29 protein-coding genes, 2 tRNA genes and 2 pseudogenes are annotated in these 25,440 nt (G+C 49.8%); 15 read left to right on the top strand and 18 right to left on the bottom strand.

Annotation, left to right across the window (positions count from 1 at the left end; genetic code table 11):
- Positions 1–28: 28 nt before the first annotated feature.
- Both ACSYSY_RS09465 and ACSYSY_RS09460 read right to left on the bottom strand, forming a co-directional pair.
- Positions 29–535: a DUF192 domain-containing protein gene (locus ACSYSY_RS09465; RefSeq protein ID WP_491707304.1), complete on the bottom strand. Its 507-nt coding sequence runs from the start codon at positions 533–535 to the stop codon at positions 29–31.
- 17 nt (positions 536–552) lie between these two features.
- Positions 553–1,212 carry an MBL fold metallo-hydrolase gene (locus ACSYSY_RS09460; RefSeq protein ID WP_491707303.1) on the bottom strand — a complete coding sequence of 220 codons (660 nt, stop codon included), beginning with the start codon at positions 1,210–1,212 and terminating at the stop codon, positions 553–555.
- Positions 1,213–1,362: 150 nt separating this feature from the next.
- Here ACSYSY_RS09460 and ACSYSY_RS09455 point away from each other — a divergent pair.
- Both ACSYSY_RS09455 and ACSYSY_RS09450 read left to right on the top strand, forming a co-directional pair.
- Positions 1,363–1,641 (top strand): annotated as a pseudogene (locus ACSYSY_RS09455) (RidA family protein); the annotation flags it as partial.
- Between the two features lie 243 nt (positions 1,642–1,884).
- A complete protein-coding gene (locus ACSYSY_RS09450; RefSeq protein ID WP_491707302.1) occupies positions 1,885–2,616 on the top strand; it encodes a CHAP domain-containing protein in 732 nt (243 codons plus the stop codon).
- A gap of 35 nt (positions 2,617–2,651) precedes the next feature.
- On the opposite strand, the gene ACSYSY_RS09445 is transcribed toward ACSYSY_RS09450, so the two are convergent.
- From ACSYSY_RS09445 to rfaD, 9 genes and pseudogenes are all read right to left on the bottom strand, one after another.
- Entirely contained in the window at positions 2,652–3,107 is a 456-nt protein-coding gene (locus ACSYSY_RS09445) for a 23S rRNA (pseudouridine(1915)-N(3))-methyltransferase RlmH (RefSeq protein WP_491707301.1), read from the bottom strand.
- A 17-nt stretch (positions 3,108–3,124) separates the two neighbouring features.
- A complete protein-coding gene (rsfS, locus tag ACSYSY_RS09440) occupies positions 3,125–3,517 on the bottom strand; it encodes a ribosome silencing factor (protein WP_491707300.1) in 393 nt (130 codons plus the stop codon).
- Positions 3,518–3,560: 43 nt separating this feature from the next.
- Positions 3,561–4,208 (bottom strand): nicotinate-nucleotide adenylyltransferase, encoded by a 648-nt coding sequence (locus tag ACSYSY_RS09435; RefSeq protein WP_491707299.1) that lies wholly within the window; start codon positions 4,206–4,208, stop codon positions 3,561–3,563.
- Between the two features lie 29 nt (positions 4,209–4,237).
- On the bottom strand, positions 4,238–5,332 hold the full coding sequence (gene ychF / locus ACSYSY_RS09430; RefSeq protein WP_491707298.1) for a redox-regulated ATPase YchF: 1,095 nt from the start codon (positions 5,330–5,332) through the stop codon (positions 4,238–4,240).
- Between the two features lie 85 nt (positions 5,333–5,417).
- The gene (gene pth / locus ACSYSY_RS09425) at positions 5,418–5,999 is read right to left on the bottom strand and encodes an aminoacyl-tRNA hydrolase (protein ID WP_491707297.1); all 582 of its coding nucleotides are present in this window, start codon (positions 5,997–5,999) and stop codon (positions 5,418–5,420) included.
- Positions 6,000–6,030: 31 nt separating this feature from the next.
- Positions 6,031–6,681 carry a 50S ribosomal protein L25/general stress protein Ctc gene (locus ACSYSY_RS09420; protein ID WP_491707296.1) on the bottom strand — a complete coding sequence of 217 codons (651 nt, stop codon included), beginning with the start codon at positions 6,679–6,681 and terminating at the stop codon, positions 6,031–6,033.
- 127 nt (positions 6,682–6,808) lie between these two features.
- A complete protein-coding gene (gene pgeF, locus ACSYSY_RS09415) occupies positions 6,809–7,585 on the bottom strand; it encodes a peptidoglycan editing factor PgeF (RefSeq protein ID WP_491707295.1) in 777 nt (258 codons plus the stop codon).
- 16 nt (positions 7,586–7,601) lie between these two features.
- Positions 7,602–8,418 (bottom strand): annotated as a pseudogene (gene lgt / locus ACSYSY_RS09410) (prolipoprotein diacylglyceryl transferase).
- Positions 8,415–9,395: an ADP-glyceromanno-heptose 6-epimerase gene (gene rfaD / locus ACSYSY_RS09405; protein ID WP_491707294.1), complete on the bottom strand. Its 981-nt coding sequence runs from the start codon at positions 9,393–9,395 to the stop codon at positions 8,415–8,417. The pseudogene lgt and the gene rfaD overlap by 4 nt, the downstream one beginning before the upstream one ends.
- A gap of 89 nt (positions 9,396–9,484) precedes the next feature.
- Between rfaD and ACSYSY_RS09400 the strand changes: the two genes are divergently transcribed.
- The 4 genes from ACSYSY_RS09400 to ACSYSY_RS09385 all read left to right on the top strand — a co-directional run bounded on the left by ACSYSY_RS09400 (position 9,485) and on the right by ACSYSY_RS09385 (position 11,451).
- Positions 9,485–9,790 (top strand): accessory factor UbiK family protein, encoded by a 306-nt coding sequence (locus tag ACSYSY_RS09400; protein ID WP_491707293.1) that lies wholly within the window; start codon positions 9,485–9,487, stop codon positions 9,788–9,790.
- Positions 9,790–10,602 carry a pyrroline-5-carboxylate reductase gene (gene proC / locus ACSYSY_RS09395; protein WP_491707292.1) on the top strand — a complete coding sequence of 271 codons (813 nt, stop codon included), beginning with the start codon at positions 9,790–9,792 and terminating at the stop codon, positions 10,600–10,602. The genes ACSYSY_RS09400 and proC overlap by 1 nt, the downstream gene beginning before the upstream one ends.
- An 18-nt stretch (positions 10,603–10,620) precedes the next feature.
- Positions 10,621–11,274, top strand: coding sequence for a TetR family transcriptional regulator (locus ACSYSY_RS09390; RefSeq protein WP_491707291.1), 654 nt, complete (start codon positions 10,621–10,623; stop codon positions 11,272–11,274).
- Positions 11,275–11,376: 102 nt separating this feature from the next.
- Positions 11,377–11,451 (top strand) — tRNA-Gln (locus tag ACSYSY_RS09385).
- Between the two features lie 159 nt (positions 11,452–11,610).
- On the opposite strand, the gene ACSYSY_RS09380 is transcribed toward ACSYSY_RS09385, so the two are convergent.
- The 5 genes from ACSYSY_RS09380 to mlaD form a co-directional block, all read right to left on the bottom strand.
- On the bottom strand, positions 11,611–12,705 hold the full coding sequence (locus tag ACSYSY_RS09380; protein ID WP_491707290.1) for a hypothetical protein: 1,095 nt from the start codon (positions 12,703–12,705) through the stop codon (positions 11,611–11,613).
- A 284-nt stretch (positions 12,706–12,989) separates the two neighbouring features.
- Complete coding sequence (locus tag ACSYSY_RS09375) at positions 12,990–15,014, bottom strand: NAD(+) synthase (RefSeq protein ID WP_491707289.1); 2,025 nt, start codon at positions 15,012–15,014, stop codon at positions 12,990–12,992.
- Positions 15,011–15,553, bottom strand: a complete 543-nt coding sequence (locus tag ACSYSY_RS09370) for a disulfide bond formation protein B (RefSeq protein ID WP_491707288.1) — start codon at positions 15,551–15,553, stop codon at positions 15,011–15,013. Before ACSYSY_RS09370 ends, ACSYSY_RS09375 begins: the two co-directional genes overlap by 4 nt.
- Before the next feature lie 50 nt (positions 15,554–15,603).
- Positions 15,604–16,269 (bottom strand): DUF2155 domain-containing protein, encoded by a 666-nt coding sequence (locus ACSYSY_RS09365; RefSeq protein WP_491707287.1) that lies wholly within the window; start codon positions 16,267–16,269, stop codon positions 15,604–15,606.
- Between the two features lie 89 nt (positions 16,270–16,358).
- Positions 16,359–16,913, bottom strand: coding sequence for an outer membrane lipid asymmetry maintenance protein MlaD (gene mlaD / locus ACSYSY_RS09360; RefSeq protein WP_491707286.1), 555 nt, complete (start codon positions 16,911–16,913; stop codon positions 16,359–16,361).
- A gap of 250 nt (positions 16,914–17,163) precedes the next feature.
- On the opposite strand from mlaD, the gene ACSYSY_RS09355 reads away from it, so the two are divergent.
- The 8 genes from ACSYSY_RS09355 to ACSYSY_RS09320 all read left to right on the top strand — a co-directional run bounded on the left by ACSYSY_RS09355 (position 17,164) and on the right by ACSYSY_RS09320 (position 23,770).
- Entirely contained in the window at positions 17,164–18,699 is a 1,536-nt protein-coding gene (locus tag ACSYSY_RS09355) for a TSCPD domain-containing protein (RefSeq protein WP_491707285.1), read from the top strand.
- Positions 18,700–18,856: 157 nt separating this feature from the next.
- Positions 18,857–19,147: an AtpZ/AtpI family protein gene (locus ACSYSY_RS09350; RefSeq protein ID WP_491707284.1), complete on the top strand. Its 291-nt coding sequence runs from the start codon at positions 18,857–18,859 to the stop codon at positions 19,145–19,147.
- A gap of 29 nt (positions 19,148–19,176) precedes the next feature.
- Complete coding sequence (locus tag ACSYSY_RS09345; protein ID WP_491707283.1) at positions 19,177–19,926, top strand: F0F1 ATP synthase subunit A; 750 nt, start codon at positions 19,177–19,179, stop codon at positions 19,924–19,926.
- A 58-nt stretch (positions 19,927–19,984) separates the two neighbouring features.
- Positions 19,985–20,209 (top strand): ATP synthase subunit C family protein, encoded by a 225-nt coding sequence (locus ACSYSY_RS09340; protein ID WP_160618014.1) that lies wholly within the window; start codon positions 19,985–19,987, stop codon positions 20,207–20,209.
- 11 nt (positions 20,210–20,220) lie between these two features.
- A complete protein-coding gene (locus ACSYSY_RS09335; RefSeq protein WP_491707282.1) occupies positions 20,221–20,790 on the top strand; it encodes a F0F1 ATP synthase subunit B family protein in 570 nt (189 codons plus the stop codon).
- A 2-nt stretch (positions 20,791–20,792) separates the two neighbouring features.
- Positions 20,793–21,296, top strand: a complete 504-nt coding sequence (locus tag ACSYSY_RS09330) for a F0F1 ATP synthase subunit B (protein WP_491707281.1) — start codon at positions 20,793–20,795, stop codon at positions 21,294–21,296.
- A gap of 27 nt (positions 21,297–21,323) precedes the next feature.
- Positions 21,324–22,064, top strand: a complete 741-nt coding sequence (locus tag ACSYSY_RS09325) for a glycosyltransferase family 2 protein (protein WP_491708270.1) — start codon at positions 21,324–21,326, stop codon at positions 22,062–22,064.
- A gap of 26 nt (positions 22,065–22,090) precedes the next feature.
- Entirely contained in the window at positions 22,091–23,770 is a 1,680-nt protein-coding gene (locus ACSYSY_RS09320) for an ArnT family glycosyltransferase (RefSeq protein ID WP_491707280.1), read from the top strand.
- A 12-nt stretch (positions 23,771–23,782) separates the two neighbouring features.
- On the opposite strand, the gene ACSYSY_RS09315 is transcribed toward ACSYSY_RS09320, so the two are convergent.
- Positions 23,783–23,858 (bottom strand) — tRNA-Ala (locus tag ACSYSY_RS09315).
- 141 nt (positions 23,859–23,999) lie between these two features.
- Between ACSYSY_RS09315 and ACSYSY_RS09310 the strand changes: the two genes are divergently transcribed.
- A complete protein-coding gene (locus ACSYSY_RS09310) occupies positions 24,000–24,317 on the top strand; it encodes a YggT family protein (RefSeq protein WP_491707279.1) in 318 nt (105 codons plus the stop codon).
- A gap of 93 nt (positions 24,318–24,410) precedes the next feature.
- Here ACSYSY_RS09310 and ACSYSY_RS09305 read toward each other — a convergent pair whose 3' ends face one another.
- Positions 24,411–25,391: a hypothetical protein gene (locus ACSYSY_RS09305; RefSeq protein ID WP_491707278.1), complete on the bottom strand. Its 981-nt coding sequence runs from the start codon at positions 25,389–25,391 to the stop codon at positions 24,411–24,413.
- Positions 25,392–25,440: the final 49 nt, after the last annotated feature.

Raw genomic sequence — 25,440 nt, 5'->3', positions numbered from 1 at the left:
TTTCTGAATACACCCCCTAAAACACCCATCAACCGCCAGTTTTTGTGAAAGCCGGGCTCTCTATTAAGTCCCCAACGAGGAGTCCCATCTTTTCAGCGGTGCCTGCTGGAAGCTCCAAAACGCCGGATACAGGACCATTGCTTCTGATAACGGCTTCACTCAACGGAATCGCTTTTTCCTCAATCGCGTGGATATGGTGCTCTGCATCTATAAAAAGCATATCCAGAGAGACGTATGTATTACGCATCCACATATCGCTCTCCTGAGGGTGTTTCCATAAAAAGAGCATCCCTGTTGCCTCAGGAATCGTTTTACGAAACATCTCTCCGGTTTCCTGCTCTTTCTCCGTTCTGGCGAGTTCCACTGTAAATTTATGTTTTACGCCATCACGTGTCATAATCGTCAAAGGGGCCGTTGCAAGCTGGGGCTGTGCTTTAGTGATTTCATCATCGGCATGAGCAGGCACACTGATTCCCAAGCCCACCACAAGTGATGCCGCACAAACCATCATTATTTTTCGCAAAGAATCGTGCATGATGTTTTTCCCTCCCTTTAAAAAGTCAGATCTGAAAAGAAGAAACGGTTATTGCTCTTTTCTTCTCCAACAGTCGTAGGCAATCCGTGACCACTTAAGACCAGGGTATCATCAGGAAGCGAGAGAATTTTCTGTCGGATATTCTGCAATAATTGTTTCGAGTTGCCATAAGCAAAATCGGTCCGTCCGACCGTACCCCGAAAAAGTGTGTCGCCAACAATGGCCCGCTTATCTTCGCGATCAATATAAACGACATGTCCTGGTGTATGCCCCGGCACGTGCGCTACCTCTATTATATGGCCGAGGAGGGATAATTTTTCTCCATCAACCAGGTAACGATCAGGCACAATATTTTTTAGCCCGGGAACACCATAAGCAGCGGCCTGATCTTCTATCGTCGAAAGAAGAAAAGCATCTTCTTTAGTGGGACCCCATACGGGGACATTTTTCTTTTGCGCGGCCATCAGAGCACGTTTTAAATCTGTAGCGCCACCAGCATGATCCAGATGGCCATGAGTGATCAGAATCGCTTTTACATCCAGGCCCTGAAGCTCTTTGAGGATTTTATCACTCTCCCCACCCGGATCGATAACGACTGCTTCCCCTTGTTCCGAAATCAGAATAGCGCAATTCTGACGTAACGGTGTTACCGGCAGGATACGGATTTGCAATGTCATCACTTCAACCTTACGCTCAATGTTTCCTCCCGAGATGTTGATGAAAAAGGAAGGACGTTCCTTTCCACTTTCACAGGACTGACAAACGATCATTTATGATACACAGATCGTTCTACGCAAACCAAATTACAAAAAAGGAATCTTTAACAAATGGCTCATATTATTCGCACTGAGACCACACCTATACTCTCAAAAGCTGTTGAATATCATGGCTTTATTTTCACTCAGGGAATTGTATCTGATGATTTGAATCTGGATCTGGAAGGCCAGACGCAGAATATTCTGGACCAGATTGATGTTCTGCTTGAAAAGCATGGAACTGATAATACCCGCATTCTTCAGGCACAGATCTGGTTAAAAAACATTTCTGACCGTGATGCCTTTAACGTCCTATGGCAAAAATGGCTCCCGGCGAATCAGGCTCCCGCACGTGCTTGCGTACAGGCAACGCTTGCAGATGACCGTATGCTTGTGGAAATATTATTGATCACAACAAAGTAATCCTGAATCACAAAAACGAGATTTTAAAACATAAAACATAAAATCTGAGGAATTATAGACTATTTTCAGGGTTCTGCTATTGCCCCTGATGGTTATGTCTGTTATCTCATTTTCCGATCAACGTAATTGGAAAGATTGTAAAGAAAACCTGCATAAGGCAAGGAAACACACATGATGCGACATCGCGGGAAAGTTTTATTCTGTACTATCATGGCGCTTTCTCTGATTGCATCATTCGCCTTCTCTCAGGCTGCGACGCGATTCCATTCTCATCATGTCCGTCATTCCTTACATCACAGACGTCACCATATTGTGCGGCATAGTCGCCATAGCCGTCATGTCCTGCAATGCGTTGCTTTCGTCCGTCAAAGCACTGATTTCAAGATTCGCGGTGACGCCCGGGACTGGTGGTCACGGGCTCATGGCCTGTATGCCCGGGGTAACAGGCCTGAAATCGGGTCTGTCCTGAGCTTCAGATCAACACGTCGTATGCCGCTTGGCCATGTTGCTGTTGTTCGGTCTGTGATTGATGACCGCACGATTCTGATTGATCAGTCACATTGGGCAAGCAATGGGATCAGTCGCGATGTGCGCGTAGTCGATATTTCTGCTGATAATGACTGGAGTGCCGTCCGTGTTGCCTTGAATGGCCGTAAAGATGGGCGCCTGGGCAGCATCTATCCTACCCATGGCTTTATCTACGCACGCCCGGCACGGACTCCGGCCGTTACGAAAACGCCTAACCTCCTGGTTAATAATAACGACAGCATCACGGCTACCAGCAACAATATCAGCAGCGCATCCACGAGCATTGAAAAGCTGAGCTCGCAGACAGCTTCTCTGCCTGATCTTTCAAATAAGCCTGTATTCGAAACGGACGCTCCGAATCGCGCTTTACGTTAAGACACACACAGAAGATTCTACTCTGAAAAGAGTGATTATGGGCGCCCTGTTCTATGATAGGGGTGCCCTTTTTGTATAGATTGTGCTCTGAATAACTGCTCAGCCAGCAATACCCGAACCAGCATATGGGGCCACGTCATTTTCCCAAATGATATGATCTGATCAGCACGATTCGTAACAGTGCTGTCCAACCCTTCTGCGCCACCAATCAGGAAACAGATTTCCCGACTGGTTTCAGACCATTTTTGTAAGGATGTGGCTAACTCTGCGCTGGAGAAGCTTGCGCCTCCCTCATCAAGCGCGACGACAAAACTATTAGCCGGGCAGTGCCCTAATAGGGCTTCTGCCTCACGTCGTTTTTGCTCAAGCGGAGATCCCTTGATCTGCTGAATCTCTGTCAGCTCCAACTTTGGACGTAATCTTTTCTGATAACGTGACAGGAGCTCACGCTCCGGCCCTTCCTTCATTTTGCCAACAGCGATTAATCTCATAAGAGCAATGTCTAAATCTAAAAGGTTTTACCGATCAGAAGCTCTTTTTCAGAGTGATCGAGATCATTACCCCACATCCGCTCGAGAGCATACAAACCGCGCGTTTCCGGCATAAAGAGGTGAACGATCACATCTCCCGAGTCCATCAACACCCAGTCACTGTTATTTTCACCTTCGACCTGCACCCAACCGAAACCCGATTCTTTCAGGCGCCGTTCAAGATGTGCTGCAATCGACGCAATCTGGCGTGGAGATAAACCACTGGCAATGACCATTCTTTCGGCGAAGCTGGAGCGCTTCTCAATATCAAGAACGACGATATTCTCAGCTTTATCTTCATCAAGACTCGCAAGAATAAGCGCCATCTTACGCTCAAGTTCCTGCTCATAAGTCTCAGAAGCCGTTTGCACAGCTTGTGTCTTTATATTCTCTGTTATGGTTCTTACTCCCGTTTCAGGCAGAAAATTCCTGCCCTGATTTACGTATAATGGTCGAGGATACAGGATTCTGCGGTGTAATCAAAAAGGTCCAATAAGGCAACGCTACCCCGCCAGAATCATAAATCGTCGTAAGGGACCGGCGTCTTCCCTGACGGAGGGCAGAAGCTGCTGCTCCTTTCAGGGCGGTTGTTACTGAAAAAGGACGAGGGAAAATTGCAATAGGGACAGATTTCGCAATCTGTTTCCAGCGTTTCCAATGTGTGAAATTTGCAAATCCGTCACTTCCCATCAGCCAGATAAACTGGACAGAAGGGAATCGTCTTTTAAGCTCCACTATAGTGCGCCACGTATAACGCTCTTTTAAGCGAAATTCCCAGTCCGTCGCTATGATACGCTTTCCATCTGCCAATTTCTTCGCAGAAGCCAACCTCTGACGAAAGGGCATCATAAAGCTTCGTGCTTTCAGAGGATTTCCCGGTGAAACAAGAAGCCACACCTGATCGAGGCGCAGGAGTTTCAGCGCCAGACGGGCAATCTGTAGATGCCCTTCATGAGCAGGATTAAAAGACCCACCCAGAAGCCCTATCCGCATACGGCGCCTGTCCCCCCATAGAGGGACAGGTCTCTGCCGTACCGAATCATGATGAGAGCATCTGGCCACTGTTACGTTTCTGAACCTCGAAAACCTGCTTACACATTAAAGCGGAAAAGAAGAACGTCGCCATCCTGTACGACATATTCCTTTCCCTCAACCCTTAATTTACCGGCTTCCCGCGCACCTGCCTCTCCCTGATTTGCAACATAATCATCATAAGAGATTGTTTCACAGGCGATGAAACCGCGTTCAAAATCATTATGGATGACAGCCGCAGCCTGAGGCGCCTTCGTCCCGGCGGTAATCGTCCAGGCTCTTGTCTCTTTAGGACCGACTGTAAAATAGGTCCGCAATCCCAGAAGTTTATAACCGGCAGCAATGACGCGATCGAGGCCACTATTTGTGAGCCCGAGTCCCTCAAGAAACTCGCCTCTTTCTTCCTCGGAAAGCTGACTGACTTCCGCTTCGATAGCCGCTGATACGATCACAGCTCCCGCACCTTCAGCCTCTGCCCGTTTCATGACAGCCTCTGAATAGGCGTTCCCTGTTGCAGCTGATGCCTCTTCCACATTGCAGACATAAAGAACGGGCTTTGTTGTCATCAGCTGAAGACGGGCCACTTCTTTTTCCATCCCGGCGGGAATTGCGGTTCGTGCCGGCTTTCCATCCTGAAGCGCTTTGATCAGAGGCTCCATTAACTCCAGCTGAGCCTGGGCTTCACGATCATTCCCGCGGGCTCTTTTCTGCAGATTAACCTGACGACGTTCCAGGCTTTCAAGATCTGCCAGCATAAGCTCTGTCTCAATAATGTCGGCATCACGGACAGGATCAACACCCCCTTCAACATGGGTAATGTCGTCGTCATCGAAACAACGCAATACGTGAATGATCGCATCAACCTCACGGATATTGGCCAAAAACTGGTTTCCCAGCCCTTCTCCCCGCGAAGCGCCCCTGACAAGACCTGCGATATCGACAAATTCAAGGCTTGTAGGGAGCAGCTTCTGGGACTTCCCGACACGGGCCAACACTTCCAGACGGGCATCAGGCACAGCCACTCGACCCGTATTTGGCTCGATCGTGCAGAAAGGATAATTGGCAGCCTGAGCAGAAGCTGTCTGGGTCAGCGCATTGAACAATGTTGACTTCCCTACATTAGGAAGCCCTACGATCCCACAATTAAACCCCATCTACACGTCCCCCGACCTTCATATCCATTTATTGTGAAAGCTTTTGATGATTTTATAGTCCATAATGGAACAATAACATACAGGTTTACCCCTGCGTTTCACCTTTTAGTAAAGCGACTTTACTCATAAAGGCTTCCGGCTCTCCGCTTGCCAGAAGAGGAGAAGCGTCTGCAACAGCTTCAAGCCAGTCTGCTAAAAGAGGGCGCTCTGAAGAGGAGAAATCCCCCAGCACATGCCCTGTCACACGTTCTTTTTGTCCTGGATGGCCAATACCCAGCCGCACGCGCCAATAATCCGGACCTGAAAGGCAACGATCCATGGACCGTAAACCATTATGTCCGGCGGCGCCCCCACCACATTTCATGCGCAAACGACCAAAGGCAAGGTCAAGCTCGTCATGAAAAGCGAGGATTTCATTTAAAGGCAATTTATAGAACTGGGCTGCCTGCTGAACACTTTCACCTGAAAGATTCATATAAGTCTGTGGCTTAAGCAGAAGAATTTTTTCTCTTCCGATCGTCCCTTCAGACACCAACCCTTTAAAACGCTGACGCCATGGTGAGAAACCATGGCGCCCGGCTATGGCATCAACGGCCATAAAGCCAATATTATGCCGGTTGCGACTCATTTCAGACCCGGGATTTCCCAGACCAACCCATAACTTCACAACCGGATAACTCCTTAAAACCTGACCAGACTTACTCTGCTGTTGCTTCAGCAGCAGCCTCGGAAGCGGCTTCTGCAGCTGATTCCTCAGCGGCGTCAGCTGCTTTATCAACGGTTGGTGCAGCGATAGACGCAATGACGAAGTTCTCTACCTGCAGCGTTGGTGTGCAGTGCTCTGTTCCCTGCAGATCTTCCCAACGGACGTTATCACCAACATCCAGCTTGCTCAGATCAACAACGAAATGCTCAGGAATATGCTCAACGTCAACCTGGATTTCAACATTGTGACGGACAACGTTCAGAACGCCACCGCGTTTAATACCAGGAGCCTCTTCTTCACCATTGAAGACGATATTGACCTGAAGAGTCACTTTCTGGCCGGGAACAAGACGCAGGAAGTCGATATGCATCGGAGCATCAGTGACAGGGTGGAACTGAATGTCACGAATCAGGGCACGGGTCGGGGCAGATTTCCCATCAACCTGGAACTGGAACAGGCGGGACTGCCAACCTTCACGGTGCAGCTCTTTCATGATGACGCGTGGGTCGATCGTAATCAGATTAGGTTCGCGCTTGCCACCATAAACTACGCCAGGGACCATGCCTGCTCTTCTGATGGCGCGCGCTGCCCCCTTACCTGCTTTTGCGCGCTCAGAGATTTGAAGTGTCGTTAATTTTGCCACGTTTTACGCTCCTGCGTTTTGTTCAAAAAATCCTACAAGAAGCCTCCAGGGGTGCTTCTTTGAGGTTCCGACCTAGCGCAAAATACTCAAAAAGACAAATAAATCCTGCACCCAGTCTTATAAGGACTTATAATGATTGGGCCCTGATAGCCGATATCTGGCGGCCTGTTGCTTTTTCACCAGCCAGTGTTGAACGACGATAACTGTAAAAACGCTTATCGTCCATTGTATCAAAATTCAGGGTTTCAATCAGGGTTACGCCGCTTTCTTTCAGGCGATCCTCGCAGAAACCTGGCAAATCGAACAAAAACTGGCCTTCTTTCAAGAGAGGTGTGAAAAAAGCCTCCCCTCCCTGATGACGGGCAAGAAGCTGATCGCGCATATCGGAAGACACTTCATACGAAGCCGGACCGATGCATGGCCCGATCACGGCCTTGAGCTCACCGGCCCCTAGGGCCCGCATGGCTTTCACTGTTTCTTCCAGAACGCCCTCCACAGCCCCCCGCCATCCTGCATGGGCAGCCCCGACGATTTTCCCGTCTGCTGAAGAGAAAAGGACAGGCGCACAATCTGCTGTCGCCACGGTCAGGACAAGATCCGGCCGATCTGTCACCAGCGCATCCGCCTCTGGAGGAGAGAATAAAGGCCAGAGAGGCGTCTCTTTCTTTACGACGATCACCTTGGCACTGTGAATCTGTTTCAATCCCAGGAAATGATCATCTGAGACATGGAAATACTCAGCCATGAAATGCCGATTCTGCCGGATATCTTCAGGACGGTCTTCTGTTGTGATCCCGCCATTCAGCTCGGCATAGACCCCTTTGGAAATGCCCCCCAGTCTTGAAAAGAATCCATGAGGAACTTCCAGAGTGGAGGAGAGAAAAGGCTTCACGGGTCCTGTCATTGGGGTCTGTCCTTCTTCAAGGGGTTTCGGAAACTGAAGCCCCGGACGTCAGAGGTGTTCTTTTCAGGCCGTAAATCATCAAGGCGATTCCGGCCAGAACCATGGGAATACATAAGAGCTGTCCCATCGTTATACCACCCGGCAGAAAACCGATATTTGCATCGGGCTCTCTAAAGAACTCACAAAAGGCACGGGCACAGCCATAGCCGCAAAGGAACAATCCTGACAGAAAACCTGCATGGCTCCGCAGTTTCTGGCTGCTGCAAAAGCAGAACCCCTTCTGTAAGAGCCTCATAGAGCTCAGAGGGATGGCGGGGAAGCGGGCCGGCCTGCGGGAAAATCATCACCCAGGGCACATAGGACGTCGTTACACGGCCCCATAATTCGCCATTGATAAAATTGGCGCATCGCCCCAGCCCCAGCCCTATGGGAACGACCGTTACAATACGGTCCGCAAAAGCCAGAAACGGTATTTTTTTATGCCAGCAGAACCATGCCATCGCCAGAATGACGCCGAGAGCCCCCCCATGGAAGGACATTCCCCCTTTCCAGGTCTGGAAAATTTCAAGCGGATGATGGAGATAATGTATAGGGCGGTAAAAAAGGACATATCCCAGACGCCCCCCTAACAGCACACCCAGAACGGCATAGAAAAGAAAATCATCCATCAAGGCAGGGCTGGCAACAGCAGGTGACCTCTGGCAAAGGCGCTTCACGAGTGGCAAAGCCAGCATAAAAGCCATGATATAGGCCAGCGCATACCACCGGACATCCAGGGGGCCCAAATGAAAGGCGACAGGATTCAGATTGGGGAAAATCAGCGGTTTATTCAAAGGTAGGGATTCCCCTGGCTCAAATAATGATCAATATAGCGGGCAATCCCGTCTTCAAGCGATGTAAATGCTTTCTCATACCCCACTCTGCGTAAGGCACTCATATCAGCGCATGTATAAGACTGATACTGCCCCTTTAAGGCGTCAGGCATATCAATGAATTCAATCGCTTCCGGAGTCTGGCTGGCCCGGCAGACAGCCAGACCGAGATCGAGATAGCTGCGTGCCGTTCCTGTTCCGCAATTAAAGAGGCCATTCACGCCCGGATTCTGCCAGAACCAGAGCAGAACATCGACAACATCTCCGACCCATATGAAGTCACGCTTTTGCTGACCGTCTGCAAGACCTGGTACCGTTGAACGAAAAAGCCTGAGCGGCTGGCCAGAACGGACTTCGTCATATTTCACTTTAACGACCGAAATCATCGACCCTTTATGATATTCATTGGGGCCATAGACATTAAAGAACTTCAGACCGACCCATTGCGGGGGCGCTGCCTCGCCAGCCTTCAGGGTATTATTCACCCATAAATCGAAACTCTGCTTTGACCACCCATAAAGATTGAGCGGGCGCAGGCGCTCTATGGTTTCAAGTCCGTCAGTAAAATCATCAGCTTTATCAGCTGCACCATAAGTCGCGGCCGATGATGCATAAATAAAAGGCACCTGCTTTGCGGCGCACCACTGCCACAAATATTGAGACAGAGCCACATTACTTGCCCAGACGAGGTCACCTTCCGTTGCGGTTGTCGCACTGATAGCGCCCAGGTGAAAAACCGCTTCAACCCCCTTTACCTGGTCAAGAAAAGGCACCAACTCATCAGGTGTGATGATCTGATGAGGAGGGTGAGAGGCGAGGTTGCGCCATTTCCCGTGATTTCTCAGACGATCAACAACGACCGTCCTCACCCCTTTTTTATAGAGGGCTGCCTGAAGACACGATCCAATAAATCCGGCGCCGCCGGTTACGATAATCATTCTTTCTGTATAGTCTGTAAGAAAAAAGGTTCCAAGATTTTCATTATATTGTTTTAAAAGAAACGAACATTTTTACGAAAGAGGATTTTATGGTTGACCGTCCACGCCTTTTTGATGATCTCGCCGGGGCAGCGGGAACGGCCTTTTCTGCCTTTTCGGGAGTGCGTGAGGAAATTCATGCCTTGATTCGCAGCCGTATTGACGAAGTTCTCTATTCTTTGAATCTGGTTCGCCGGGAAGAATTTGAGGTCGTAAAGGAAATGGCCAGCCGCGCCCGTCAGGCACAGGCGGAGACCGATATCAGATTGCTGGATATGGAAAGCCGCATCAGCGAACTGGAAAAAATCCTCGCCAGCTCCGAACATGCACACCATCATCAGGGAGGCAATCTCTGATGAAAGCCCCAACGCTTCTTCTCCTCGGCTGCGGAAAAATGGGGGGAGCCCTGGCACAAGGTTGGATGGACTCTCAGCACCCACCACAGCTCCTTATCCTTGACAGGAAACTGCAGAAAGCGCCAGGCAATGCCCCGATCTACAGGAAAATTGAGGATATCCCTTCTGACACGCAACCTGATCTGGTCGTTCTTGCCATAAAACCGGCAATGGCTGAGGAAATGATCAAGGCTCTGAGAAATCATCTTGGGAGCAACATGAATCATTGCGCGTTGCTTTCGGTCATGTCAGCCAAAAGCTGCGCGCAGCTTGCCGCAATGACTGGTTCTGACGAAACGCCTGTGATTCGCACAATGCCGAACACACCGGCCTCTGTAGGGGCAGGCACGACCGGGATCTATTTTTCTCCCCACGTTACGGACGCTCAGAAAAAACTGGCAACAGACCTCATGAAACAGGTAGGCGATGTTGTCACTGTACCTCATGAAGATGACTTGCGCAGCGTGATTGCTGTATCCGGGTCAAGCCCGGCCTATGTGTTTCTCCTCGCTGAATTATTGGAGAAAACGGGGATTGAACTGGGATTAGAGGCAAAAACAGCCCGCATGCTTGCCCGCTCAATGATTTATGGTGCCGGCAAAATGCTCCATGATCTTGATGATGATGCTTCCACACTCCGTGAGAATGTTACCAGCCCCAATGGCACAACAGCAGCTGCCTTGCGCATTCTTATGGATGAGAAAAACTGGCCGCAAACCATTCGTGAGGCTTCTCAGGCGGCTATTACAAGAGCTAAAGAGCTGGATCATTAACGCTTCAGGAATTTCATAATGATGGTATTCAACGAACATAACTCTTCTCTGGATAGATTAGTGATTAATACAGCCATGCAGCTTGCGGCAGACCGTGGGTGGTTTGGCTTTACACTCGTTGATGTCGCCTTCACCGCTGACATTCCACTGGAGGAGTTAAGGAGGCGCTATCCATGCAAGTCTTTGATCCTCGTTAGACTGAACAGTTTGATTGATGAGACCATGCTCCATGGAGCTGGGATGTTCCCTTCCCCGCGTGAAGGGATTTTCGATCTGTTCATGAAACGCTTTGATGCCCTTCAGGATTATCGTGAAGGGCTGAAAGCTGTCATGCGGGTTCTTCCTCTCGATCCTCCTCTGGCTGCCTTATTGGGCGCTGCTACGCTTAACACCATCAAGTGGATTGCTGATGCGACAGGCATTGATAGAAAGGGGCTAAGCGGCACATTACGGCTTCAGGCTCTTCTTGTTATCTGGATGCAGGCCTTACGAAGCTGGGAGCGTGATGGTAGCTTTGACTTGTCTGAAACAATGCAGACCCTTGATAAGGCTCTTAATAAAGCCGAGCGCTTTAATCTCTTTAAAACAGCGAAACACTATTCCCCTGATTTAAACCAGTCCTCAGCCAGTGGACTTCCTGATTATGAGCCGGATGAAACATCTCACTCATAAAAAGTCCTGGCCTTTTCTATGATTTTCCATAGACGGGAAGAAAAAATTCTTCTCCGTCTCTTTACGAATAGAATCCTTCACGCTAGAACCATGTTCAATTAATGGGGCGTAGCCAAGTGGTAAGGCAGCGGATTTTGATTCCGCCATGCGGAGGTTCGAATCCTCCCGCCCCAGCCATTATTTCCACTTGAAATTTATAGAGTCGAAGCGGCTTACTCCCTTTTTCTAAAGAAGTAAGATCAGACTATCATTTATGAACAGAAAAAACCCTTGTGAAGTAAACTCCACAAGGGGGGAAAGAAACAATAAATCTACTGAGTTCTCTCAGTCGTCACATCAGGATGACGGAAGATTTGTGATAAAATCCTTACCGGTTACATGATCGTCACCAAGGAAGGTGATCTCTGTTTTATCTTTAAGACGAATTGTTGTATTACCGCCTTCAACGGTCGCATGCTTAAGAGCGTCCTTAACGTCACTCTCTGTGCCTTTAATTGCCACCAGATTGCCTGCCGCACTTCCGAAGTCAGTAATCGTATAATGACCGCCCTCATTATCCATAAACTGGAACAGATTGGCAGCCCCTGAACCACCTGTCAGTGTAGCCGATACGTCTTTTCCTTCGCCCGAAGCATGGGTGTCAGAAGAAACCACAAACTTGTCAGCGGCCGTCCCGCCAATGACGGTATCCTTGTTACCGACAATGGCCGTAAAGGCACCATGGGATGAGGATGCGTCAAAAAGGATATCATGGATATACTGGCCATTCTGATCCTTCGCACCCATAAATAAGCTGGAATCACCTTGCACCTTATCAGCATAGACATTGCTTGGTGACGTCCCGACAAAATGGTAGCTACTGCCGCTTGTGCCATAAATCAGAGCATCATGAGCGGAAACGAAGGAATTACCCGTGCCACCGATAAATTCCAGATGGCCACCCGCACTAATGGTCTCGTTTTTGCCCCCAAGAACCGAAAGATCAGCTGTGGCAGAAATCGTATCACCGACAGAATGCCCCGCAGAAACAGTTCCCTGGTCGAGAGTAATCCTGTTTCCCCCTGCTGACGAATCAATAACCTGCTGATGCTGGGATACGTCAGAATAATTCGTCACCACCCCTTGCAATGTCAGGGAAGATGAACCTTTCCCCTGGATAAAGGTCGCCTGATGAGGCAGGCCTGACAATGATGAAATATGAGGTGTCAGGGTCCGGGCCTGAAGATGTCCCGGTCCAAAATTGGCATTTGTGAAAGGAGTTTGGGAGAAAGAACGGGGATTTACAGGCGAATTGTTCGCATTACCGTTCATAAAGCTCATAACACGATCAATCGTATTAGAGAGATTCGCGGCGACTGAATGATTGCTGTTACCTGTTACGGTCACCATTAAGTCTGAAGCCGTTCCACCCAGAACAGTCGTTTGAGACATAAAACCCCAACACCCTCAAAATATCTTCACCAAGAATTAACGCTTGAGCAGAAGCGCTAATTAGCACTAAGTTAGCACTAATTGTCAAGGAAATTCCTTGATGAGAGCATAAGGACCTCCATAATGCTCTCACGTAATTACCGACAATCAGCTACCACCACTCAGGAATAATTAGGTCCCTGCGAAGCGGTAACTAGGTATATGCACAACAACTATGTCTAAAATATGAAATAATTTTGTTCCCAGGATCAAGTAATGCCTTATTTATTGGCAACTGTATGATTTTACACTGTTATTTCTTTTAAATTTTTCAACCACAACGCCGCCTGCCCGTCGGATGGCGCTCTCCAGTCGCCTCTCGGGGACAGACTCCCCCCGGCGACGACCTTGGGACCATTCGGCATTGCTGAGCGTTTGAACTGACTTGTCGCAAAAAAGCGTTTGAGAAAAACACCCATCCAATGAATGATTTCTTCAAGAGAATAAGACTGTTTCTTATCTTCCGGGTAATGAACGGGCCAGTTGCCCACCCGGCAATCAGCCCAGGCTTTTTCCTGCAGGAATGCGATACGTTGGGGCGTAAATCCATAACGCAGGACATAAAACAGGGTAAAATCCTGTAAAGCATAAGGGCCGATAACCTGCTCTGTTTTCTGAACGCCAGCAGCCCCTCCCGGCACCAGCTCCGGCGTGATTTCCGACTCGACAATCTTCTGTAGTGTCTCTTTGACACGATCAGAGAAAAGAGGCTCATCACGTGCAGCCCAGCGAATAATATGCTGGATCAACGTTTTGGGGATACCTGAATTGACATTATAGTGGGCCATCTGGTCCCCCACACCATACGTACACCACCCCAGGGCAATTTCAGACAAATCTCCCGTACCAATGACAATTCCATTATGGAAGTTAGCCAGCCTGAACAGAAAGTCCGTTCTTAACCCCGCCTGAACATTCTCAAAGGTAATATCATGAACGGGCTCTCCATCCGCAAAGGGATGGCCGATTTCTTTCAGCATTGCCATCGCAGTCGGGCGGATATCCAGCACACCGGCTTCCACTCCGAGCCCGGCCATCAATGACTGAGCCATGGAAAAAGACTCTTCACCCGTTGCAAAGCCCGGCATTGTTCGAGCCAGCACGTCTTTGCGTGACCACCCCAGAACGTCCGCCGCCTTCGCCGCCACAAGCAAAGCCAGGGCACTATCCAGCCCCCCTGAAACGCCAATAACCATTCTCTTCGCCCCGGAACTTTTCAATCTCTGGCAAAGGGCATGAACCTGAATCATCCAGGCTTCCCGGCAATCCTGTGCCAAAGTCGCCGCCGAAGAAGGAACAAAGGGAAAACGCGCTACGTCACGTAAAAGACCACGATCCTGCACAGGGAAACCCAGACGGAAGGATATTTTGCGGAATTTCACCGAGTCTTCAATAAAATACCCTGTATGCAGCCGTTCCTGCCGCAACCGGACAAGATCAATATCTGCCATAATGGAGGTTGTTTCCTGAGGGAAACGTTCTGACGCTTCCAGCAGATCTCCTGCCTCGTGAATCGTCAGCTGACCATCCCAGGCGAGGTCGGTCGTGGATTCACCGGCACCGGCAGCCGCGTAAAGATAGGCACATTGCAACCGGCGAGACTGCACCGCACAAAGCGATAAACGATCTTCCATCCTCCCGATTGTGACAGGAGACGCAGAAAGATTGGCCAAAATGGTGGCGCCCTCCATGGCCAATCGCGTGCCGGGAGGGTCAGGCGCCCATAGATCCTCACAGATTTCCACCCCGAGGGTCAGACCTTCCAGATCAGACGCCTGAAAGAGCAGGTCTGTCCCAAAAGGAACCTCCTGCCCTGCAAGGGAGATAATACCTGAGACCCCTTTGCCACTTGTAAAATGACGGGGCTCATAAAACTCTCTGTAACGTGGCAGAAAACTTTTGGGGACGACCCCGAGAATATGTCCAGCCTGTATGACGACAGCACAGTTATAAAGAGCGTCTCCCCAGCAAAGAGGGGCCCCTATCACAGCAACAGTCCTGAAAGAACGTGTTGCTTCCGTAAATTCCTGAAGCTGCTTCCTGACTGCCTCCAGGAGCGTCTGCTGAAATAAAAGATCGCCAAGACTATAGCCACTCAGAGCCAGTTCGGGAAAAACAGCAACGGCCACCCCTTGCTGATCACATGTCTGAAGGGCTTTCAGGAGACGTATCCTGTTTTCCTCAGGATTTGCCAGCACAACAGGAACTGTACAGGCAGCCACTCGTGCAAAACCCTGTTTATAGAGACATCTGAAGTTAGAGAGTTTCATGACCGGACCTCTTTCTTCTGGTCACGTTTCACGCGCCTGAAGACGAATATTGTCATCGTTAACGCCATACCAAAAATCACGAATGTATAGAGCGCTGACAGGGTCACCATAGACACGGGAAGCCCGAAGGGGAAATCAGGCTGATCGCAGGGTTTAACCGGTGCTGTGGGTAAATGACTCAGCCAGTCTGACGCTTTATCGGCGTGAACCGTCCCGGCGTGGCAGGCCGCAGCGGGGCTTGGCCAGAAATTATGCTCAACACCGACATGCATCACCGCCAGACCCACACTGACAGCAAGGCATATCACGCCCCCGAGAATGGGCCAACGCGCATATTTGGGCGATAAGACCAGCGTTAATGCCCCCAGGGAAATCAGAACCCGCCAGGGCTTGCGCTCCCATAAACACAGCTCGCAGGGAACCATATGGAGAAAATGTTCTGACCCATGCGCAGCCAGCAACGCAATCAGGCCGGATAAAACGAATAACCCTCCTATCGCCCGCACACGTCTAAAGTCGCGCTTTCGTGTCATTAACATAAAAAATCCTTTTCATTCATGACAGGCCATAGATCAGGTTAATTCTGAAATCAGGGTAATAATGGCGTGGGAGGCGGTAAGGAATTACCTGATGTCGGTGGCGTCATTCCTGTTGATTGCGGCGGGAAAGATCCATTTGGCTGATTGCCTATACCAGGCAAGGGAGCAGGCGCTGCCTGTGCAGGCTGGCTTCCCGTCCCCGCTGTTGCCTGACCGTCAGCATCCTGCCTTTCCGGCTCAAGCGGTGTGAGCTGCGGAACGGTGGAAGGCGGTAAAGGGCCGATCATGGGGGCCACTTTTTCTCCACCACATTGGACAATTTGCACATTATAAAGAGGGCTCTGATAGAGCGATAAACCTGGCTGGTTCGCCAGAATCCATCCATCAAAGGGAGCGGGATTCTTCGCCTTGCTATCTTCGAGATGGAGCTGAGCCGCTGTTTCAGGCGCTAGAGTCGGGGGCCGTTGCACACATGCCAGCAGCTTAATACCTAAACTATTATAATGCTGCTCTTCCCCCACGGATAATGTGACCGTAACACTCCGTGATTCCAGACGGTCAAGAATACGGAGCGTCGCCTTCGACCATCCCTGCCAGCTATCAGCTGGATATACTGAAGGTGACGCCATTCCTTCCGCCGCGAAAGCCTGCTGCGTCATGCCCAGGACAAGACTTCCCAGGGCAAAAACACCGCCGAACAAAAACTTCCGCGTCATTTCATAGCTCCGAAAGGACAAGGGAAAAGAAATCATATCGGAACTCTTCATAAAAATCCTGGCCGATTTACGCTCACTTTGATCAATCATTATTGAGCACTATTCTCAGAATGGGAAACAGACCCGGTATTTGTCTGATCTTTGCTCTTCTGCTGCAATGAATCCGTCACTGAGAAGATAAACTTGCTTAAAAGCTGCTCCAGACTGATGGAACCCTGGGTTTCCTGCATGAGCGCCCCTGGAGCAAGGACCTTATCGTCGCCCCCTGGCGTGAGAGCAATATATTTGCCACCAAGTAACGAATCCGACGTTATGATCGCAGCACTGTCGATTGGCAGTTTAATATCCGGAGACAGAGAGAAAACCACATTGGCCTGAAAATTTTTGGGATCAATTGTCGTCTTCGTCACATGTCCAACCGTGACTCCGGCCAGACGAACATCTGAACCCACATCCACACCATCAATATGGGAGAAACTGGCTCGCAGCAGATAGCCATCATCAGCCGCCTTATGACGCCCCAGAACAGCAGAAACCAGCAATATGGACACGGCAAGAACAACTACAAACCCGACAAGGAGTTCCATGCGCGTCTGCCGGGCCTGCCGCTTCAAAAAATCTGCTCCCGCTATAGTGCTGTCCATAAGTTATGTCTCATCCATCAGTTATTATTTTCACTGAATATCACAGTTTCCATAAATATTAAGACAATTACGCCCTTCATAAGGACCGGTAGTACCGGCAACCTCATGACAGGAAACATGACGCTTATATCAGAAAGCTCTTTATCCTGACAAAGTTATCCCCCTTATCCTCATCATCCTCTTTATTAAAGAGCCTGAATGACCCTCCCGGCTCTTTGCTAGCTGAAACAGTCTTCCTAAATTGCTTTGCATGAAAGCGCATCTTCACTGGAGCGGCGTTCACATGAGAACAGTCGCCATTCCCTCTGATCCGGACAGCCAGGCCTTACGGTCTGTTACATTGCCTTCCGCATGGAACGACAGTGCTGCCCAGGCTCTTGTGCAATTATCCCCCCATGGCGGCCCCATACGTCTGGCTATAGAAGCTGCCCGGTGGGTTGATCTCATTGATGCCACTCCAGCCCTTGAGCATGAAAAGCAGGACCCCACACCCGTGGGGCGCAGTCTTTCATGCCTGCTGCTCATGCGCCATATGGCTCCCAATAGCGCCTTATGGCAGTGCCGAACGGATGAACAGTTCGGATTCGTCATCAGATTAAGCGGTTTCGTGCATGATGGTCAGTTTTCTCCGGAGCAGTTTGTGGCCTGTCTTGAGCTGGCCTGCAAAAGCCTGAGGCGCCTCTATGCCGCCCAGAAAAATGAGCGTACTGGTGATCTGCCTTTATTTGGGGATTATCAATCATCAGCACTTGAAGAAAATGCTGCCGGGTTTATCCAGCTCTCTGATCTTGATGCCTGCCTTGCCGCAGCCGGTCTGGATTATGATAGTGAAAAAGGGCGGCAACTGGCTCAGGCCATTACGGCACTGGCAAATCTTGTTCTCAAAAAGGATACAACCTCCCCAGCTTCTCTGCTGAGCACGCCTTTCTTTCCTCATATTGAGCAGATCGCCACCACGATCGCACAGACAAACGCTACAGGGCCAGAACGACTCGCACCCGTGGAACTCGGGTTTTCAGTCCCTGGTCCGGTCGATGCCTTGCTGGGGGTCGAAGCCTGTGGTCTGGCCCCGATCTTCTCACCTATCGATGAAAATGGCCAATTGAGGGTTTCCACTTACCATCGCCTCGCTGCCCGCGAGCTGACGCCTGAAAAGGCACTGGCTTTGGCTCTTAATAATGAAAACCCCCTCCCCATCATTGATGGACGGGCTTTTGTGAAAATGCACGAAACCCTTTCCAGACTGGCTGACTATCTTCCTCCACGTCCCGAACCCGAGGTTGAGACACTCCTTTCCCGTCTGGAACGCGGCGTGCGGCGCTCTCTGCCACACAAACAAAATGGCTTCAGCCAGAAAACCTCTATCGGTGGACACCCGCTCTTTATGCGGACTCTTGAATTTGAGGATGGTTCCCTGGGGGCCTTGAACCTCATCCCTTCACGGGAAAGCCCCATGGCGCGGGGACTGATGGAATGTCTGGGACATGCGGTAAGCATCGGGCTGCAATGCGGGGTTCCCCTTGAGACCTTTATTGAGCAATTTGCCTATACACATTTTGGTCCTTGCGGGACGGTAGAGGGAGACCCCTCTGTCAATTACGCATCATCAATGCTCGATTATGCGTTCCGTGCACTCTCGGAAGCCTATCTCGGAAAACATATGTCCGACGCACCTCTCACACCTCCGGGAGAGGCGTTTGAGGATCCGCTCCTCCCATTCGGCCAGAGTAGACAGGTTCCTAAAACCACACCAAAGAAACCTCCTTCCCTACGGCTGGTCAGTTAAACGCAGAAGCTGTCAAAATCATTTTCTTTAAAAGATTATAGAGAGAATTATTGACAGAAGGGGGTCACAATGGCTAGCTAACGACCGAATTAGGCAGTGTCTTTCCTGAAAGGGAAGGGTTTTGCTTTTTCATCTGTATCTGGGGGGCGTCAGCCGCATGGATAATCACTCTTCTGATAAAAGTAACAGCCTTGAAAAAAGGCTTACGCAATTGGAAGATAAGGTTGCTTCCCAGAGCAATAAAAAGGCAGAAGCTTCACAAGGGAAGGAAACAAGCTCCTCTTTTGGTATGGCGTTCAGAGTAGCCAGTGACATGATTGCCGGTATCCTTGTTGGTGTCGGGATCGGTTATGGGCTGGATAAATGGACAGGCCACAGAGGGTTGTTTCTGGTGATTTTTGCCTTATTAGGTTTTGGTGCCGGCATGAGGAATGTCTGTTCAAGATGAACAGGACGAGAAAAACGGGAGAAGCCCGCGTGGCTAACGGATCGAAGATTGACGCACTCGGACAGTTTGAACTCCATCCGATTCTCGGTTCACTCGGCAAGACTTTGCACCTGTCGCAGTCTCCTCTGTTCATGCTGATTGCTGTTGCTCTGGTTCTGGCTTTCCTTTACTTCGGTATGCGGCCTTCCGCTGTCGTGCCCGGGCGTTTTCAGGCAGCAGCTGAAATGAGTTATGAATTTATTCATGACCTGGCAGTGGGGACAATCGGTGAAAAAGGGACTGTGTTTTTTCCTTTCATCTTCGCGCTCTTCTTCTTCATCCTGACAGGGAATTACCTCGGTCTTCTTCCCTTCTCCTTCACATTTACCAGCCATATTGCTGTCACGCTGGCTATGGCCCTGACAGTCTTCATCATGGCTCTTCTGGCTTCTCTCTGGTATCAGGGTATCGGATTCGCAAAGCATTTCATGCCTGAAGGTGCTCCCATTGCCCTCGCTCCTATCCTGATTCCGATCGAGATCCTTTCCTACCTCTCACGTCCTGTCAGCCTCTCTATCCGTCTTTTTGCGAATATGGTGGCCGGGCATGTTCTTCTAGAGGTGTTCGCCAGTTTTACGATCATGCTTGCCGGTCTTGGTGTTATTGGTCATGTATTGGCCGTTGCTCCTGTAGCAATCAACATCGCCTTGACGGCACTTGAATTACTTGTAGGTTTGTTGCAGGCATATGTTTTTGCAATTCTTACATGTATATATCTTCGTGAGGCAGTCGCTCATTGAGTGACTTTCTCTTTTCTGCTTTCTTGTCTCTGACCTAATTAAGGTAAAGGAATATACCATGGACGTTCAAGCCGCTCGCGATATTGGTGCAGGTCTTGCTGTCATCGCTCTTGCTGGTGTTGGCGCCGGCATCGGTAACATCTTCGCTGCGCTCGTAAACTCCATCGCTCGCAACCCTGCTGCCCGCCCTCACGTTTTCGGTCTCGGTATGCTCGGGTTCGCGCTGACAGAAGCTATCGCTCTCTTCGCGCTTCTGATTGCCTTCCTGATCCTCTTCGTCTGAGGATAGATCACATGCGCCTGACGCCTCGTTTCCTCCTGTCTGCCGCCCCGCTTGCGGCCTTGCCGGGCCGGGCTTTGGCGGCAGGCATGCCCCAGCTTGACTTCAAGAACCCTCTTTTACAAGGGCAGGTCGTCTGGGGTGCACTGATTTTTATCGGTTTTTATATTGCTCTGAGCCGTTCAGCTTTACCTAAAGTTGAAAAAGTTATCAAAGCTCGTGTCGTTCGTATCCAGAGTGATCTTGACCTCGCCCGTGACGCCAAAAAAGCGGCTGACCAGGCTCGTCAGGAGCTTGAAGATGCACGCCAGAAAGCTATGGATCACGCCCAGGCAAATATCAAAGCCATTCAGGATGCCGCAAAAGCAGCGACAGAAGCTCAGCTGGCTGCCACAACTGAACGCCTTAAAGCCGAGATTCGCGAAGCCGAACTCAACATCAAGGCTGCTCAAGGCAAAGCTGAGGAATCCCTGACTGAAATTGCTTCCAATACAACCTCTTCACTTCTACAGAGACTTATCGGTGTGGATGGGAAAGATGTTGTGCTGAAGGCTGTTCAACGTGCACAACATAAAGAGGCCTGATCATGTTTCATGAGCCACGTTTCTGGACCGCTCTGGCCTTTATTCTCTTCTTCGTCATTTTTGGCCGCAAATTATGGACGACCATTGTGTCTCGTCTTGATGAGCGTGCCCATGAAGTTCGCAAGAACCTTGATGAAGCCGCCCGTCTCCGCCGTGAAGCAGAACAGATGCTGGAAGATGCCACAAGAGACCGCGAACAGGCTCTTGTTGAGGCACAGCAACTGATAGAAACTTCAGAGGCACAGGCGGTTTCCCTGAAAGAGCGCGCAACACGTGAATCTGAGGAATTGATCGCTCGCAGCGAAAAAGCTGCCAAAGAACGAATTCAGGCTGCCGAGAACCTCGCTTTGCGTGATCTCCGTGACAAAGCGTCTGAAATTGCTTTCTCAGCGGCCCGTGAAGCCATTGCCGAAATTCTTGACCGTGATCCTGCTCTGGCAGAAAAACTGTTGGATAATGGGCTGGCTGGCCTCACAAAAGCACTTAATCAGGATAAAGCTGCCTAAGCCCTGATAAAAAGGCCCGGATACATGATGAAGGATATGTCGCCCTCTTTATCTGTTGTCGTAACAGTTTTAAATGAGGCCGATAATATCCTTCCTGTTTGTAAAGAGCTCCAGGAAGCTCTTTCCTCTCTCCCCAAAACTGAAATTATCTTTGTCGATGACGGTAGTACAGACAGCACATTAGAGCGTCTGTTCGAAGCCAGACAACGTTATCTTCCCCAGTTACGGATCCTCTCCCATCCCTATTGTATGGGAAAATCTGCTGCCTTAAGAACAGCGATTACGCAGGCATCGTCCTCATGGATTGCCACGATGGATGGGGACGGGCAAGACGATCCGACCGCCATTCCTCTTCTCTTCAAGAGCGCTTTGGAAGCGGCACAAAATGGCGAAACGCCTTTAATCGTCGGTATACGCCGCAAAAGACGTGATTCTCTCTCCCGGCGTCTGGCAACACGTTTCGCCAATACATTGAGAGGCAAGCTTCTTCAGGATCATTGCCCTGATACCGGCGCCCCCATGAAACTGTTTTTGCGGGAGACCTTTCTTGAACTCCCGCAATTTGAAGGGCTTCATCGCTTTCTGCCTGCCCTTATGCAGAGCTATAGCGCAACGCTTCATTGCATTCCAGTCAAGCACCGGCCCCGTCTGCATGGTCATTCAAAATATACAAATCTAAACCGGGCCCTTGTTGGTATTCGTGATCTGCTCGGCGTTATGTGGCTTCAAAAACGCACACATTATATAAAGACACCTACAGAATTCTGATCTTCCCCGTTTAACAAGGAGCCGCTGTGACTCTTACGGTGCGTCATTACGCGCTTTTAGCGCTTCTGACTTTTTTTCTGGCTTTGCCTGGGCGTATGACACTCCCCCCGCTGGACCGGGATGAAGCACGTTATATGGAAGCCACTGAGCAGATGGTGCTTTCACATAATTATCTTGATATCCGTTTTCAGGACCAGCCACGCTACCTTCAACCTGCCGGAATTTACTGGCTGGAGACGATCAGCGTTAAAAGTGCTGCCGGATTATTTGGTCCTTCTGTTCTACGCCAGACCTGGCCTTATCGGATACCAAGCCTCATTGCAGCAACCCTCATTGTGCCTTTAACCGCATGGATGGGGGCTCTCCTCTTTAACGCCGGCACCGGCCTGCTTGCCGCCTTGTTACTCATGGTCTCGACGCTTTTTGCCGCAGAAAGCCGAATGGCCACGATCGATACAGTCCTGTTGCTGGACATTCTCTGTTGTGAAGCGCTTCTGGCCAGGATTTACCTCACGCTTCATAAAGGCAGGATTCCTACCCTACGTTTTCCGATTCTCTTTTGGGTCGGTCTTGGAATCGGGTTGATGCTCAAAGGGCCTATCATCCTCATTCCTGCCCTTGCGACTCCGCTCTCTCTTTGTCTGCTGGAAAGAAGCCTTCGCTTCTGGCGCGCATTACGCCCAAGTTGGGGCTGGATAATCAGCCTCCTTATCGTGGCACCCTGGTGTATCGGCATTACCATTGTCAGCCATGGTGCTTTTTTCGAAAAATCTGTTGGCCATAATTTACTGGGTAAAGTCATTCATGGCCAGGAAGCCCACGGTTTTCCTCCAGGTTATTATCTGGCCTTGTTTATTATAACTTTCTGGCCTGGAGCTCTTTTTGCCATCGGAGCAATTCCCTCCCTCTGGCAACGCCGGAAAATGCCGGCTGTCATGTTCCTCTCCTGCTGGATTATTCCCTACTGGATTTTCTTTGAACTACTGGCGACAAAATTACCTCATTATGTCCTGCCGGTTTTTCCTGCCATCGCGCTTCTGACAGCCGCGTCCCTGACATTATGGGAGCATGACCGTTTCAATAAATGGTTCAGAGCGTTTTTCTGCTTTTATGGGACATTATGGTTCATTGTCGGAGTGCTCTTCTGCTGCGTGGGCACAATTCTTCTTCTCAAAACCGAGCACATGCTCTCTCTCAGAGCCTTGCTTGCCCTGTTCGGAAGTCTTCCCCTTCTGGTCTTAACGGCTCTTCTGCTTTTTAGACATTCTTTCCGGCAAGCTGCCTATAGCGCTATCGGTACCGCTATTCTGATCCATGCAGGATTGTTCTGGGCCGTGATTCCCCAGCTGGGTCTGATACAACTCTCACCAAAGGTGGCTTCTGTTTTCAATGCCGTCAAACCATGCGCTGACAGCGTCCTGATCTCCGCCTCTTATTATGAGCCCAGCCTCGTTTTTCTGGCTGGCCCTGAAACAAGGCTTCTCTCACCAGAAAAAGCGGCAGACTCACTGGCCCGGAATCAGAAGTGCGACCTTGCTCTGGTTGATGAGAAAGACAAAAATACGTTCCTGAAGGCTCTTGAGCAGAAAAACCTCAAACCCCGTTTCTATGACCAGATAACCGGTTTTAACTACTCAAAGGGAAAAACGTTGCATCTGTCTTTGATCGGACTCGATATACCAACCCCGAAATCATCACATAATTAAGCGGAAAATCCATGGTGGAGCTGAGGGGAATCGAACCCCTGACCTCCTCATTGCGAACGAGGCGCTCTCCCAACTGAGCTACAGCCCCATGGTCTCTTCTGATACATCATGAGGCGGTTCCGATGTCAAGATTGTGAGGCTTCATTTCAGAGCCGCCTCAAAATAGAGTCTTATTTATGGTGTGACGATGGTCTAAGATCAGTTTGTTACGACTATAATGAGGTTCCCTGTGGTTTCTGTCCCGCCAATCCTGTGGTCACTTATAAAAATCATTTCCGTGCTATGTGACATTTATACATGGATTATTCTTGCCTATTGCCTTCTCTCCATGGTTCTTGCCTTCAATCTCGCCCCGAGCCTGAAGAACTTTTTTTTCGCCGCCTATAATGTTTGCGCCCGTTTTGTTGAGCCTGTTCTAAGGCCCATCCGTAATATTCTTCCTGATACGGGGATGGTTGATCTGTCACCGCTTGTGCTGATTCTGTTTATTTCCTACGGAATCCCTTTTGTCCTGCAAAGTCTGATCAGACTTGTGGCGGGCGGTTGATTTTCAGAGACATAAAAAAAAGAGCCAGTTTTAAAAACCGGCTCTTTCTGACTGAAACAGGTTTCAGCGTTTTCAGAAAATGCGTTTGATCTTTTAGAACATCACAAACACGGCACATTGTGCCTGTAATGTGCGGGAAGCATTATGACCGGCCACAGGCAGGATCACACCGGCAATCCCACCGACATTCGCCGTCCAGTTATATTCAAGCGCCGGTCCGACATTGAATAAACCACTCCAGCCTGTACGGTTTACGTAACGTTTCTTCGTCTGACGGTAAAAGCCGGTTACCTTATCTGACGCTGACCAGTTATGATAAAGATCCAGGGCAAAAACCCATTTTTTGGTTATCCCCAATTCCAGAGACCCCCCTTCATTGCCTGCCTGACCAGCATGCGCACGACCTGAGAAGCCTTTGCTTGTCCCATAACTGGTGATGTTACGAAGGTGTGCTTTTGTCACAGGCTGGTTCGCCACGGCCCAGAGACGAATTCTCATAGCATGTTTGAAAAACGGGTAAACGAGCTGGGAATGAACCCCCATACGGATACTCCACACACCACGACCGACCCCTTCAGAGGCTTCGGCGAGATTGGTGTAAGAGCCCGTCGGCGCATTAAAGCCGAGAAATATCGTAAAGGACGGAGAATAATGGGGCGTAAAACGATATTGAAGCTCGAAAGGCAGATCGTTGAATTTCACACCGGAATGTCTGGTATGATTTCCCCACGAGTAGCTGTAATCCGGCAACAGATAGAGAGACAGATGGTTTGTGACCGCATATTTCATCAGAGTATATTGCGAGATCGACGTCTGAGCCTTTTTCTTTTTCAACGATCCGGAAGAATTAAAAGCTCCCATCGGAACCCCTGAAGATACGTAGGGTTCCAATGCTCCCATCCCGGCTTCCGGCAAGGCTGGAGAGGGTGAGAAAAGAGATCCTGTATACCATTGTTCAGGTAAAGGCTTTTCCTGTTTGGCTTCAGGCGCAATCTGCGCCCTGGCAGTGGTGGTGAAAAGAGCAGCCATGGAAAAGCTGAAGAAAAGAAATGAGAAACGCATAGCGTTGGTCATAGGCAGAATAACCCAAACAAAAAGAGAGCAATTATGAAACGAAAACCAT

The sequence above is a fragment of the Aristophania sp. ESL1100 genome (assembly GCF_058511235.1).
The sequence above is the reverse complement of the archived record's forward strand: the minus strand, read 5'-3'. Positions and strand labels throughout refer to the sequence as shown.

Coding starts and splice junctions, on each gene's coding strand:
- ACSYSY_RS09330 (WP_491707281.1), top strand. CDS start 20,793: ATGTTTCATGAGCCACGTTTCTGGACCGCTCTGGCCTTTATTCTCTTC.
- ACSYSY_RS09380 (WP_491707290.1), bottom strand. CDS start 12,705: ATGTCTCAAACGACTGTTCTGGGTGGAACGGCTTCAGACTTAATGGTG.
- proC (WP_491707292.1), top strand. CDS start 9,790: ATGAAAGCCCCAACGCTTCTTCTCCTCGGCTGCGGAAAAATGGGGGGA.
- ACSYSY_RS09445 (WP_491707301.1), bottom strand. CDS start 3,107: ATGAGATTAATCGCTGTTGGCAAAATGAAGGAAGGGCCGGAGCGTGAG.
- ACSYSY_RS09375 (WP_491707289.1), bottom strand. CDS start 15,014: ATGAAACTCTCTAACTTCAGATGTCTCTATAAACAGGGTTTTGCACGA.
- ACSYSY_RS09460 (WP_491707303.1), bottom strand. CDS start 1,212: ATGACATTGCAAATCCGTATCCTGCCGGTAACACCGTTACGTCAGAAT.
- ACSYSY_RS09370 (WP_491707288.1), bottom strand. CDS start 15,553: ATGTTAATGACACGAAAGCGCGACTTTAGACGTGTGCGGGCGATAGGA.
- ACSYSY_RS09450 (WP_491707302.1), top strand. CDS start 1,885: ATGATGCGACATCGCGGGAAAGTTTTATTCTGTACTATCATGGCGCTT.
- ACSYSY_RS09355 (WP_491707285.1), top strand. CDS start 17,164: ATGAAAGCGCATCTTCACTGGAGCGGCGTTCACATGAGAACAGTCGCC.
- ACSYSY_RS09465 (WP_491707304.1), bottom strand. CDS start 535: ATGCACGATTCTTTGCGAAAAATAATGATGGTTTGTGCGGCATCACTT.
- pgeF (WP_491707295.1), bottom strand. CDS start 7,585: ATGACAGGACCCGTGAAGCCTTTTCTCTCCTCCACTCTGGAAGTTCCT.
- ACSYSY_RS09350 (WP_491707284.1), top strand. CDS start 18,857: ATGGATAATCACTCTTCTGATAAAAGTAACAGCCTTGAAAAAAGGCTT.
- ACSYSY_RS09365 (WP_491707287.1), bottom strand. CDS start 16,269: ATGACGCGGAAGTTTTTGTTCGGCGGTGTTTTTGCCCTGGGAAGTCTT.
- ACSYSY_RS09340 (WP_160618014.1), top strand. CDS start 19,985: ATGGACGTTCAAGCCGCTCGCGATATTGGTGCAGGTCTTGCTGTCATC.
- ychF (WP_491707298.1), bottom strand. CDS start 5,332: ATGGGGTTTAATTGTGGGATCGTAGGGCTTCCTAATGTAGGGAAGTCA.
- mlaD (WP_491707286.1), bottom strand. CDS start 16,913: ATGGACAGCACTATAGCGGGAGCAGATTTTTTGAAGCGGCAGGCCCGG.
- ACSYSY_RS09335 (WP_491707282.1), top strand. CDS start 20,221: ATGCGCCTGACGCCTCGTTTCCTCCTGTCTGCCGCCCCGCTTGCGGCC.
- ACSYSY_RS09305 (WP_491707278.1), bottom strand. CDS start 25,391: ATGACCAACGCTATGCGTTTCTCATTTCTTTTCTTCAGCTTTTCCATG.
- ACSYSY_RS09400 (WP_491707293.1), top strand. CDS start 9,485: ATGGTTGACCGTCCACGCCTTTTTGATGATCTCGCCGGGGCAGCGGGA.
- rfaD (WP_491707294.1), bottom strand. CDS start 9,395: ATGATTATCGTAACCGGCGGCGCCGGATTTATTGGATCGTGTCTTCAG.
- ACSYSY_RS09325 (WP_491708270.1), top strand. CDS start 21,324: ATGAAGGATATGTCGCCCTCTTTATCTGTTGTCGTAACAGTTTTAAAT.
- ACSYSY_RS09390 (WP_491707291.1), top strand. CDS start 10,621: ATGATGGTATTCAACGAACATAACTCTTCTCTGGATAGATTAGTGATT.